This is a genomic window from Kitasatospora sp. NPDC030952 (assembly GCF_055571335.1).
Genome location: NZ_JBVIFM010000002.1, coordinates 414,990 through 426,675 on the forward strand (window position 1 = coordinate 414,990; position 11,686 = coordinate 426,675).

General features: G+C 75.0%; 10 protein-coding genes. 7 read left to right on the forward strand and 3 right to left on the reverse strand.

Annotated elements, in window-relative coordinates:
• The first annotated feature begins 107 nt into the window (after positions 1-107).
• The 6 genes from ACZ47G_RS06550 to ACZ47G_RS06575 are packed head-to-tail and all read left to right on the forward strand — an operon-like array spanning position 108 to position 7,927.
• Positions 108-1,019: a phytanoyl-CoA dioxygenase family protein gene (locus tag ACZ47G_RS06550; protein ID WP_465740345.1), complete on the forward strand. Its 912-nt coding sequence runs from the start codon at positions 108-110 to the stop codon at positions 1,017-1,019.
• Positions 1,006-3,501 (forward strand): amino acid adenylation domain-containing protein, encoded by a 2,496-nt coding sequence (locus ACZ47G_RS06555; RefSeq protein ID WP_465740346.1) that lies wholly within the window; start codon positions 1,006-1,008, stop codon positions 3,499-3,501. The genes ACZ47G_RS06550 and ACZ47G_RS06555 overlap by 14 nt, the downstream gene beginning before the upstream one ends.
• Positions 3,498-4,562, forward strand: a complete 1,065-nt coding sequence (locus ACZ47G_RS06560; RefSeq protein WP_465740560.1) for a zinc-dependent alcohol dehydrogenase — start codon at positions 3,498-3,500, stop codon at positions 4,560-4,562. Before ACZ47G_RS06555 ends, ACZ47G_RS06560 begins: the two co-directional genes overlap by 4 nt.
• On the forward strand, positions 4,559-5,638 hold the full coding sequence (argC, locus tag ACZ47G_RS06565; protein WP_465740347.1) for an N-acetyl-gamma-glutamyl-phosphate reductase: 1,080 nt from the start codon (positions 4,559-4,561) through the stop codon (positions 5,636-5,638). Before ACZ47G_RS06560 ends, argC begins: the two co-directional genes overlap by 4 nt.
• Positions 5,635-6,810, forward strand: coding sequence for a phosphoglycerate kinase (gene pgk, locus ACZ47G_RS06570; RefSeq protein ID WP_465740348.1), 1,176 nt, complete (start codon positions 5,635-5,637; stop codon positions 6,808-6,810). Before argC ends, pgk begins: the two co-directional genes overlap by 4 nt.
• A complete protein-coding gene (locus ACZ47G_RS06575; RefSeq protein WP_465740349.1) occupies positions 6,794-7,927 on the forward strand; it encodes an iron-containing alcohol dehydrogenase in 1,134 nt (377 codons plus the stop codon). Before pgk ends, ACZ47G_RS06575 begins: the two co-directional genes overlap by 17 nt.
• A 19-nt stretch (positions 7,928-7,946) precedes the next feature.
• Here the strand turns inward: ACZ47G_RS06575 and ACZ47G_RS06580 are convergent, their stop codons facing one another.
• The 3 genes from ACZ47G_RS06580 to ACZ47G_RS06590 all read right to left on the reverse strand — a co-directional run bounded on the left by ACZ47G_RS06580 (position 7,947) and on the right by ACZ47G_RS06590 (position 9,929).
• On the reverse strand, positions 7,947-9,287 hold the full coding sequence (locus tag ACZ47G_RS06580) for an MFS transporter (RefSeq protein WP_465740350.1): 1,341 nt from the start codon (positions 9,285-9,287) through the stop codon (positions 7,947-7,949).
• A 180-nt stretch (positions 9,288-9,467) separates the two neighbouring features.
• Positions 9,468-9,707 (reverse strand): hypothetical protein, encoded by a 240-nt coding sequence (locus tag ACZ47G_RS06585; protein ID WP_465740351.1) that lies wholly within the window; start codon positions 9,705-9,707, stop codon positions 9,468-9,470.
• Between the two features lie 33 nt (positions 9,708-9,740).
• A complete protein-coding gene (locus tag ACZ47G_RS06590; protein WP_465740352.1) occupies positions 9,741-9,929 on the reverse strand; it encodes a hypothetical protein in 189 nt (62 codons plus the stop codon).
• A 288-nt stretch (positions 9,930-10,217) separates the two neighbouring features.
• Between ACZ47G_RS06590 and ACZ47G_RS06595 the strand changes: the two genes are divergently transcribed.
• The gene (locus ACZ47G_RS06595) at positions 10,218-11,573 is read left to right on the forward strand and encodes a condensation domain-containing protein (protein ID WP_465740353.1); all 1,356 of its coding nucleotides are present in this window, start codon (positions 10,218-10,220) and stop codon (positions 11,571-11,573) included.
• The last annotated feature ends 113 nt before the right edge of the window (positions 11,574-11,686 follow it).

Genomic DNA, 11,686 nt, shown 5'->3' on the forward strand with positions numbered 1-11,686 from the left:
CAGCCCGCAACCCGCAACCCGCAACCCGCAACCCAAAGCCTGAAGCCCGAGGACACCCCCCAGCGCCACTGACGGCGCGTACCCCCCCACCGCAGAGAGGATCCACCATGATGCACGTTTCGACCATGCGCGACTCCACCCTGGTGACGCAGCGCGAGCGCGACTGGACGCCGCTCACCGAGGAGCAGTTCGAGAGCTACGAGCGGGACGGCTACATCCACCTCAAGGGCGTCTTCGACGCCGACGAGGTGGCCCGCGGCCTGGAGATCATCGACCAGGTGGTCGCCGAGGGCGCCCCGACGATCGAGAACCACGCGAGCTTCACCGACCGCAGCCACACCGTCCGGGTCCGCGACGCGGTCAGCCGCACCGCGGGGATGGACTACTTCCTCGACCACCCCAAGCTGGTCGGGCCGCTGATGTCCGTGCTGAACGGCAGCGTCCAGATCCTGGGGACGGAGATCTTCGTCCGCTCCCTCCAGCAGGAGGCCCTGGAGTACTGGCACACCGACGGCGGCGAGTACCTCCAGCGGATCCAGCTGACCCCGGGCAGCCCCGGCCTCCAGGTCAAGGCGCAGGTCTTCCTCACCGACGTCACCGAGCCCGACAGCGGCAACTTCCTGCTGATCCCCGGCAGCCACCGCAAGGTGCCCACCACCACCAACGCGCTCTGCTACATGGAGGAGTTGGACGAGCCGCTGCGCCGCGGCGTGCTGCCGGACGAGGCCGTCGACGTCCGGGCCGCGCCGGGCGACGTGCTGCTCTTCCCGTACTCGCTCTGGCACGCGGTGGCGCCCAACACCCGGCAGGAGCGGAAGACGTTCATCCTCCGCTACGGCCAGCTGTGGCACCGCCCGCACGACTACTTCAACCAGCCCCGCGAGGTCCTGGAGCGCATGTCGCCCCGACTCCGCCGGATGTTCGGCGACTTCGGCGACGCCGCGCACCCCACCGACTTCTACAAGCCGGTCGACCAGGGCGACGTGATGGCCACCGGAGGCAGCTATGACCAGCGCTGACCCCCTGGTCGGCGCCCGCAGCCTGACCGACCTGTTCGCCGGGTCGGTCAGGCTGCGGGGCGGGGCCGCCGCCCTGCGCGAGAGCGGCCGGGAGACCAGCTACGCGGAGCTCGACCAGGCCTCGGACGCCGTCGCCGCACTGCTCGCCGACGCCGGGGTGGGCCCGGGCGACCTGGTGGGCGTGCTCCTGGAGCGCTCCCACCGGGTGCCCGGCTGGATCCTCGGTGTGCTCAAGGCGGGCGCGGCCTACGTCCCGCTCGACCCGACGTACCCCCGCGAACGACTGCACTACATGGCCGCCGACGCCCAGTTGAAGACCCTGGTCGGCGACCCGGAGCAGGCTGCCGCCTGCGGGCTGGACGGCGTCGAGGTCATCGACCCCCGCCGGCCCGCGCCCGGCGCCCCGCCCGCCGTCACACCCGGGCCGCAGGACCCGGCGTACGTGATCTACACCTCCGGCTCCACCGGGCAGCCCAAGGGCTGCGTGGTGACCCACGCCAACGTGCTGGCGCTGCTGGAGGCCACCCTGCCGCTGTTCGACCTCGGGCCGCGGGACCGCTGGACGCTCTTCCACTCCTTCAGCTTCGACTTCTCCGTCTGGGAGCTGTGGGGGGCGCTGGCCACCGGCGGCACCGCCGTGGTGGTGCCCACCGCGGCGGCCCGCGCGACCGAGGACTTCCTGCGGCTGCTGGCCGAGGAGGGCGTCACGGTGCTCAACCAGGTGCCGTCCGTCTTCCGCTTCCTGGCCCGGGAGTACGCCGACTCCGGCGCGCCCGAACTCGCCCTGCGCTACGTGGTCTTCGGCGGCGAGAACGTCGACCTGGACGTGGTCCGGGCGTACACCGAGGCCGCCGGGGCGCGGGCACCGGAGTTCGTCAACATGTACGGCGTCACCGAGACGACGGTGTTCACCACCGCCAGGGCGCTCACCCCCGAGGACCTCGCCGGCGCCGTGCGCTCCCCCATCGGGGTACCGCTCCCCCACCTGACGGTCCGGCTCCTCGACGGCGACCTCGCCCCGGTGCCGGCCGGCGAGCCCGGCGAGATGTGGGTGGCCGGCACCGGGGTGACGGCGGGCTACCTGCACCGGACCGAACTCACCGCCGACCGCTTCCGCTCCTTCGACGGGGCCCGCTGGTACCGCACCGGCGACCTCGCCCGGCTGCTGTCGGACGGCACCCTGGAGTACCTGGGCCGCAACGACCAGCAGGTCAAGATCCGCGGGCACCGGGTGGAGCTGGCCGAGGTGGAGGAGGCCCTGCGGGCCGACCCGGCCGTCCACGACGCGGCCGCCGCGGTGACGTACGACGCCGACGGCACCGCCGCGCTGGTGACCCTGGTGGTCCCGGCCGGCGACGGCGCCTTCAGCGTCGCCGCACTGCGCCGCCACGCCCGCGCCACCGTGCCCGCCCACCTGGTGCCCAACCGCTACCTGCGGGTGGACACGCTGCCGCTGACCCCGTCCGGCAAGCTGGACCGGCGCGCCGTCCAGGAGCTGGCCGAGGCCGGCGGCGCCCCGCCGCCCGCGCCCGCCGCCGCGCGCACCCGGGTCCTGGTGGTGGACCCGATCCACGAGAGCGCCCTGGCGGAACTGCGCCGCGGCCACGACGTCCACGTCGAACTGCGGCCCGATCCGGAGCGCCTGCTGCGACTGGTCGAGGACGCCGAGGTCATCGTGGTGCGCAGCGGGGTCCGCATCGACGCGGACGTCATCCGGGCGGCGCCCCGGCTGAGGGTGGTGGCCCGGGCCGGCTCCGGGGTCGACAACATCGACCTCGACGCCGCCGGTGCCGCCGGGGTGGCCGTGTTCAACGTGCCCGGCGTCTCCGCGCCGGCCGTCGCCGAACTGGCGCTGGGGCTGATGCTGTCGGCCGCCCGGCACCTCGTCCTGGCCGACCGCCAGGTGCGGGCCGGAGTCTGGAACAAGGCCGCCCTCGCCGGCATCGAACTCGGCGGGCGGACCCTCGGACTGGTGGGCCTGGGCCGGATCGGCTCGCGGCTGGCCGAGCTGGCGCAGGGCATCGGGATGCGGGTGGTCGCCACCGTCGACCGGGACACGCCCGAGCGCCGGGCGCAACTGCGCGAGCGGGGCATCGGGACCGCAGGCCTGGACGACCTGCTGGCCACCGCCGACGTGGTGTGCCTGGCCGTGCCGCTCACCGACCGTACCCACCACCTGATCGACGACCGCGCGCTGCGGGCCATGAAGCGCTCGGCGCTGCTGGTCAACGTCTCGCGCGGGCCGGTGGTCGACGAGGAGGCGCTGTACCGGGCGCTCACCGACGGCGCGATCGCGGGCGCCGCGCTCGACGTGGTGGCCGAGGAGGGCGACCCGGGCCGGCGCGCCGAGTTGGACAACGTCGTGATCACGCCGCACATCGGCGCGATGTCGGCGGACTCCCAGGAACGCATCGGCCGGATCCTGCTCGACTCGCTGCACGAGGTGCTGGCCGGACGCCGGGTGGCCACCTCGTGCCGATGAACAGCGCCGTGCTCACGGAGTACGGGCGGATCGAGTACCGCAGCGGTCCGCTGCCCGCCGCCGGGGCGGCGGACCTGCTGGTCCGGGTGCTCGCCACCGGGGTGTGCGGGTCGGACCTCGCCACCTACCGGGGCGCGCACCCCTACAAGACCGCACCGGTCGTGCTCGGCCACGAGCTGTGCGGCGTCGTGGAGCGGGCGGCGGGCGGCTTCGCCGTCGGCGACCTGGTCTGCGCGGCGGCCTACGCGCACTGCGGGAGCTGCGACCGGTGCGCCCGGGGGCTCACCAACCTCTGCCGGGACAAGCGGAACCTGTGCCACCTGGGGTGGCAGGGGTCCTTCGCGGAGTACGTGACGCTCCGGCCGAGCATGACCTTCGCGCTGCCCCCGGGCCTCGATCCGGAGCTCGGCGCGCTCGTCGAACCGCTCTCCATCGGCCTGCACGCCGTCCGGCTGGCCGGCCCGGCGGCGGGGCGCACGCTGCGGGTCATCGGCTCCGGCACCATCGGCCTGGCCTGCCTGATCGCGGCCCGCCGACTCGGCTTCAGCCGGATCACCTGCACCGACCTCGGCCGGGAGAAGGGCGAACGCGCCCTGGCCCTCGGCGCGGACGCGTACGCCGACGTGCTCGCCCCGACCGCCCCGTCCGCCCTGACCGGCCCGACCGGCTCGACCAGCTCGACCGGCCCGACCGGCCCGACCGGCCCGACCGCCGAGGCGGACGTCGTCGTGGTCGCCGCCGGCCACCCCGGCGCGCTCGACGAGGCGGTCGAGGCGGTACGGGCGGGCGGCACCGTGATCGCGGTCAGCTTCTTCGACGGCCCGGTGCCGCTGGCGGCCAACGCCCTGGTCGGCCGGGAGGTGACCGTCATCGGCTCCGCCCTGTCGACGCCCGCGGACTTCCGCACCGTGATCTCCTGGCTGGCCGCCGGGGAGATCGACCCCCGCCCCATGGTCACGCACCGCTTCGCGCTGGCCGACACCGCCGAGGCGATGCGCCTGATGGCCGAGGGCAGGGCCACCACCGGCAAGATCATCCTTACTCCGCGAGGTGACACATGACGCTCCACATCGGCATCGTGGGAGGCACCGGCCACGCCGGCGGCGAACTCGCCCGGCTGCTGCTCAACCACCCCGGCGTCGGCTCCATCACGCCCACCGCCCGGGGCGGCGAGGAGTTCGACCGGGTCCACCCCAATCTGCTCGGCTGCGGGCTGGACTTCGTCGAGGTGGACGAACTCCGGCGCCGCGCCGACGACCTCGACGTGGTGTTCTTCTGCACCCCGTCGGGCGAGGCGATGCGCTCGGCCGCCTTCTTCCTGGACCGTGGGGTGAAGGTCATCGACGTCAGCGCCGACTTCCGCTTCCGCGACCCGCGGCGCTACGCCGAGGTCTACGGCGCCCCGCACGCCGCCCCCCAACTGCTCGACGAGGCCGTCTACGGGGTGACCGAACTCCACCGCGAACAGATCGCCGGAGCCCGGCTGGTGGCCAACCCCGGCTGCTACGCCATCACCACCGTGCTCGGCCTGGCCCCGCTGCTGCGCAGCGGTCTCGCCGACCTCGACCTGCCCGTCCACCTCGCCGCCGTCAACGGCACCACCGGGGCCGGGAACAAGCCGCGCACCGAGATCATGCACGCCGAGGCGTTCGGCACCATGCTCCCGTACAGCCTCGACGGGCACCGCCACGCCCCGGAGCTGGAGGAGCACCTCGCGCCGCTGGCCGAACGGGAGTTGTGCGTCGACATGACCACGGCGCACGGCAACTTCGCCCGGGGCATCCACATCCAGGCGAGCCTGGCCGTCCGCCGGCAGGAGCGCGCCCACCTCGACCGGGCCGCCCTGCTGGACCTCTACGAGCGCTTCTACGCCGACGAGTTCTTCGTCCGGGTCAACAGCGCCCCGAGGAAGGCCGGGCTCAACGCCAAGGAGTACGGCCTCTATCCGCGGCTGACGGCCGTCACCGGCTCCAACTTCTGCCACCTCGGTGTGGACTACGACGCCGCCCGGGGCTTCGTCCGGGTGGTCGCGGTGACCGACAACCTGGTCAAGGGCGCGGCCGGGTCCGCGATCCAGAACATGAACGTGATGTCCGGTCTCGACGAGCGGACCGGCCTGTGCCAGTACGGGCTGTGAGCACACTGCGGCGGCTGCGCGACCACACCGTCACACCCGGCGAACGCTGGGTCTACTCCGCCGGGTTCAACGTCGGCACCGCGCTGACCGACACCGGCCGGATCGACACCGAGCTGGGCGACCTGCGCGCCCTGGCCGCGGCGGGCGCCCGGGTCGCGCTGCTCAGCCACCAGGGCAGCGCCGAGGACGGCACCGCCCGGCACCTGGACCACCTGGCCGACTACCTCGGCCGACGCCTGGGCCGGGAGGTCCGCTACCTGCCGGAGTGCTCGTCGCCGCGGGCCCGGCGCTGGGCGGCGGAACTGCGCGACGGGGAGATCGCCCTGTTCGGCAACGTCCGGCTGGAGCCGGGCGAGGAACGCGGTGACCGCGAACTGGCCGCCGCGCTGGCCGGGTTGGGCGACCGGGTGGCGGTCGGCGGCTTCTCCAAGGCGCACCGCCGGCACGCCTCCAACGTCGGCATCCTCGACTTCCTCCCCGGGTACGCGGCCACCAGCCTCCTCGACGAGACCGCGCTGCTGGAACCGTGGGCGGCCGCCGGCGGGGCGGCGGGCTCGGTGGCCGTGCTGGGCGGCGTCAAGCCGGAGAAGACGGTGGTGGGGCTGGAGAGCCTGACCCGCGCGTACGACGTGGTGATCCCCGGCGGCGTGGTGCTCAACACCCTGCTGGCGGCCGCCGGTCACGCCATCGGCGGCTCCGAGCTGGGCACCGACGCCGAGCGCTGCGCCGCCGTGGCCCGCACCGTGCTCGGCCGCCGCCACCGGGCCCGCATCCACCTGCCCCGGACGGTCCTGATCGCCGGCCCGCGGGGCGCCACCCGGACGGTCGCGGTCGAGGCGGGTGTCCCGGACGGCTGGGCCATCGTCGACTTCGACCTCGAACCGTGGGCGGTGGACGCGGTGCGGGAGGCCGGCCGGGTCCTGGTGGCCGGCACCCCCGGCCGGTACGCCGAGGGGAACCACCGGGCCGCGGCGGCGGTGCTCGGCGCCCGGACACCCGGCGACCCGCACACCCTGCTGCTCGGTGGCGACACCGTCGCGGAGCTGCCCTGGACCGGCCCCCGCTCCACCGGCGGCGGCTCCGCCCTGCACTACCTCGCCGACGGCAGCTGCGCCGTCCTGGAGGCACTGGAAGAGAACCGGAAGAAGGGAGTCGGTGACCGTGCGGCTTGAACTCCCCGTCCCCACCCATGTGGTCTTCGGCAGCGGCACCCTGGACCAGGTCGGCACGCTCGCGGCCCGCTGGGGCGGGCACGCGCTGATCGTGTGCGGGCGCACCGCGATGCGCCGCCACGGCTTCCTGGACCGGGCGGTGGATTCGCTGCGCCGGGCGGGCCTGTCCGTGACGGTCTTCGACAAGGTCGGCGCCAACCCCCGGTCGGACGAGATCGACGAGGCCGTCGCGCTGGCCGGGTCGCGCTCCTGCGACGTCGTGATCGGCCTCGGCGGCGGCAGCGCCATCGACGCGGCCAAGGCGGTGGCGGTGGCCGGCCCGTACGGCACGGTGCGCGACATCATCGGCGAGACGCTCGCCCCCTCGCCGTCCGCCCTGCCGGTCATCGCCGTGCCGACCACGGCCGGCAGCGGGTCGGAGGTCACCAAGGGCGCCATCGTCACCGACGTGGTCCGGGGCTTCAAGTCCGGCATCCGGGGCGAGGACGTCTTCCCCAAGGTCGCCGTCGTGGACCCGGACCTCACCGCGCCGCTCCCGGTCGCGGTCGCCGTCGAGACCGCCTTCGACGCGCTCGCCCACGCGATCGAGGGCCAGGTGGCGGTCCGCGCGACCGACGAGAGCCGCTCCCACGCGCGGCAGGCGATCGCGCTGATCGGCGAGCACCTGCCGCTGGTCGCCGCCGGGCGCACCGGCCCGCGCACCCGGGAGGCGATGGCCCGCGCCGCCCTGCTCGGCGGCGTCAACGTCGCCTGCGCCAGCACCTGTCTGCCGCACCGCCTCCAGCAGGCGATGGGCGCGGTCCGGCGGGTCGACGTACCGCACGGCCGGGGCCTGGCCCTGCTCTACCCGGCCTGGCTGCGCGTCGTCCGGCCGCACGCCGAGGCGGGCCTCGCCGAGGTCGCCGAGGCCCTGGGTCACCGGGACATCCACCGGGCCGTCGCCACCGTGCTGGACACCGCGGGGCTGGCGACCGGCCTGGAGGACTGGGGGTTCACCGTGCGCGACATCGACACCTTCGTCGACGGCATCAGCGGAAACCTCGACAACGACCCCACCCCTGGCATCGACACCGACCTCATCCGGCACCTCTACGCGGACTCCTTCCGCAGGCCGTGAGCCCGGTCGGCCACCTCCGTCAGGCGACCGCGACCGGCTCCACCGGCACCGCCGACGGCGCCGCCAGGGACGCCAGCCGCCGCCGGCTGGCCCGGCGCTGGAGGGCGGCGAGACCGGTGCCGGCCGCGCCGAGGGTGACCCAGCCGGCCGGGCCGGCGACCATCACCACGCCGGTGAGCAGCATCGGGCCGACGGACTTCTGCACGGACTGGGACATTCCGGCGACGCCCAGGTAGGAGGCCCGGGCGCGCGGCGGGGCGAGGCTGACCGCCAGCTCCCACGAGCTGACCGAGCGCATCAGTTCGGCGAGGGTGACCAGCGCCGCGGCGGCCAGCAGGGCGAGCGAGGCGGTCAGCGGTCCGCCGCCGGTGGAGAGCGCGATCAGCAGGCAGCTCGCGAGCAGGGCGACGCCGTACCAGCCGACCGCCCTGATCGCGCCGCCCGGGCGCTCGGCCCAGTTGGAGACCCGGAGTTGAAGCAGCACCACCAGCACGGTGTTGAGGGTGAGGAAGGCCGGGACGACGGCGTGCGGCGCGGCGGTGTGGTGGATCAGCCAGAGCGGGAGGCCGACGTTGAGGACGGAGTCGTCCAGGCACATCGGCAGGTCCAGCAGGACGAACAGCAGGTAGCCGCGGTCCCGCCAGGGGCTCGGCGCGGCCCCACCGGCGGGCGCCGCCGCACCGGTCGACGGACCGCCCGAAGCAGCGTCCGCCGTGCCGCCCGACGGCACCGGCGCCGCCGAGTCGGCCGCCACCAGAACGCGGCCGGCCGGCTCCCCGGTGCGCCGGATCAGCGCGGCGGCCAGCAGGTAGGAGAGCGCGTTGGCCACGATCAGCGCCCGGTAGGCGGTCGTGGTCCCGACGGCCAGGCCGATCGCCGCGAAGCCCGTCCCGACCGCGTACCCGCCGTTGGCGACGCTGCGGAACAGCGCCTGGTACGTGGCCCGGCGCTCGCCCGCGACCCGGGTGGCGAACAGCATCTCCAGGGTCTTGGCGCCGCGTTCGGCGAGGCAGGTCAGGGCGACGGCCGCCAGCAGCGCGGTGAAGTCGTCGACCACCAGCAGCAGCGCCATGGTGGCCACCCGCAGCAGGTGGCAGCCGATCAACAGCCCGCGCACCGACAGCCGTTCGGCGGCCCGCCCGGCGAGCGGGGAGCCGATGACTCCGGCCACCGCGCCGACGCCGAGCAGCAGGCCGAGCCGACCGGCGTCCATCCCGCAGACGTAGCTGAAGTACAGCACCGAGGCGGCGGCCCACACCCCGGTGCCGGTCCGGTCCACGCCCTGGGCCAGCAGCATGATCCGCGCGTCCCGCCCGCCCGGCGGTCGCCGCAGCTGTGCCCACAGTCCGTTCCCCCGCATGACGGGCCCCCGTTTCACGTCCACCATCAATCTCGACATCAAGATACTTCACGTCGAGATAGACAAGGAACCCCCGGATCCGGAACCCCACCATGATCCGCCGGGTGATCGACCCCCAGTCGGCGGTCGCCCCGTGGGACGGCGGCCCCCCGTCCGGCACGCCAGGAGAAGGCGGGACCCCTACCCCTGAGCGCACCCGGCGGTGGCCTCAGACCGGCTCGCCCTCGTCCCGAGGTGCGGGGCGGAGGGCTCGCCGGGCGGCCGGTCCCGCTGGTGGCGGCGTTCGACGGCCGCCATCAGCAGGGTCGGCAGCACGGCCGGCACCGCGGCGCCGAAGACCCACCAGAAGGTGTCGCCGAAGGCGCTCGCCTGCGCGGCCGGGTCGGTCCGGCCGGCGAGGTGCTGCTGGAGCACCACCACGAAGACGGCGGTGCCGACCGAGCCGCCGACCCGCTACGCCACGTTGAGCTGCGGGGTGGCGTCGTTGATCTCGGCCCGGGGTTCGTCCGGCTCGCCGTGCTGGGCATGATCCTGGCCCCCGTGATGCTCCCGCAGACCGCCCGGGAGGCCAGCGGCCTGGCCCCGGACGACCCGGAGTTCGAGCGCTACTACGGCGAGCAGCTGCGCCGGCTGATCCGCCACCTCGGCGACCCGGCCCGGCCACCCCGAGAGCGACCCAGAGCCAGACCCCGCCCCCGAAACGGCCTCCGCCCCCGGCACCGACGATCGGACGCCGTGACGCCGGCCACCAGGGCCTCACCAGGTCTCGCGGGTCAGCTCCGCGAACCTGGCCCGCCGGGACGGCCTCCGGGTGCCGGTCGGCGCTCTCGACGCCCCGGCGGCGGTGCGCCACACTCTCCCCAGCAGCACCCGCGCTCCCAACGCACCGGCACCGACGCACCGACCCACCGCACATCGGAGAGCCACACGGTGACCACTCGCCAACTGCTGGAGATCGCGTTCTCGTCCGGCCGGTCCGGCTCCGGACCGGCCACCTGGGGCCAGCGGGCCATCTGGGACGCCGTCCGCCGGCTGCCCCCGGCCGACGCCCCGCGCTACAACATCGCCACCGCCGCCCCGCTGGACCCGGGCCTGCCGCTGCCCGTCCTGCTCGACGCGCTGGAGCGGCTGCTGCACCTGCACGACTCGCTGCACACCCGGCTGCGCCCGACGCCCGACGGTCGACTGGAGCAAGTCGTCGACCCGGCCGGGGTGCTGACCGTCGAGGTGGAGCCGGTGACGGACGGCGCCGACCCGGCCGGGACCGGCGCCCGGCTGCACCGGGAGCTGGCCGGGCGCCCCTTCGACACCGCCGCCCACTGGCCGCTCCGGGTCGGCGTGGTGACGGCCGACGGCCTGGCCCGGCACCTCAGCCTGGTGCTCTCGCACACCGCCGTCGACGGCTCGGGGATGAGCCGCCTGGTCGCCGACCTGACCGCCCTCAGCCTCGGCACCTCCCCCACCGAGCTCGCCGGGCTCCGCACACCGGCCCAACAGCCCCTGGAGGAGGCCGGGTTCCAGGCCTCCGAGCGCGGCCGGCGCCGCGACGAGGCGGCCCGCAAGCAGGTCCTGCGCAAGCTCCGGCTCGGCCCGCCGCGGCTGTTCCCGCAGCCCGCGGCGGCCGGGGCGCCGTCGGCCCGCTTCCCCAATGCCGTCCTGCGCTCCCCCGCCCTGCCCCGCGCGGTCGAACTGGTCGCCGCCGCGCACCGGGTGAGCACCTCCTCGGTCCTGCTGGCGGCCACCGCCGCGATGACCGCCCGGCTGGCCGGCCGCTCCGACGCGGTGCTCCACGTCGTGGTCAACAACCGCTTCCTGCCCGAGCTGACCAACGCGGTGAGCGTGGTCGCGGGCGACGGCCTGTTCCATCTCCCGGACGCCACCGCCGAGTTCGGCGAGGTCGTGCGCCGCACCCACGCCGCCGCCATCGGCACCTACCGGCACGCGTACTTCGACAAGCTCGCCCTGGCCGCCGAGACCGAGCGGCTCACCGCCGAGGGCGTGCCGCTCGCCGACCGCTCCTGCGTCTTCAACGACACCCGCGAGCTGCTCCCGGCCGCCCCCGACCCGGGCGAGGACGGCACCACCCTCAGCTGGCCGGTGGAGTTCGAGCCCCGCCCCGGCCTGACCTACGCCCTGGACGCCCTGCAGTCCCCGGAGGCCCTCAGCCTGGCCATGACCGCCGACCCGGCCGTGCTCCCGCGCCCGGCGATGGAGCGCTTCCTGCGCGGCGTCGAGCAGCTGATCCTCACCGAGGCCGCCACGTCAGGCGCCGCCGTCCCGGCGTGACCACCACCGCACCTGCCCAGCCCGTACCGTCCTCGGCCGCCCCCGGGGACGGTACGCGGCCGGCCAGCGAACAAACGGGTTGACCCGGACCCTAGCCTGGAGCCCGTGCGGAT

Bases quoted from the DNA above. Each gene is read 5' to 3' on its own strand.
- ACZ47G_RS06580 (WP_465740350.1), bottom strand. From the start codon at position 9,287: ATGCGGGGGAACGGACTGTGGGCACAGCTGCGGCGACCGCCGGGCGGG.
- ACZ47G_RS06550 (WP_465740345.1), top strand. From the start codon at position 108: ATGATGCACGTTTCGACCATGCGCGACTCCACCCTGGTGACGCAGCGC.
- ACZ47G_RS06555 (WP_465740346.1), top strand. From the start codon at position 1,006: ATGACCAGCGCTGACCCCCTGGTCGGCGCCCGCAGCCTGACCGACCTG.
- ACZ47G_RS06560 (WP_465740560.1), top strand. From the start codon at position 3,498: ATGAACAGCGCCGTGCTCACGGAGTACGGGCGGATCGAGTACCGCAGC.
- argC (WP_465740347.1), top strand. From the start codon at position 4,559: ATGACGCTCCACATCGGCATCGTGGGAGGCACCGGCCACGCCGGCGGC.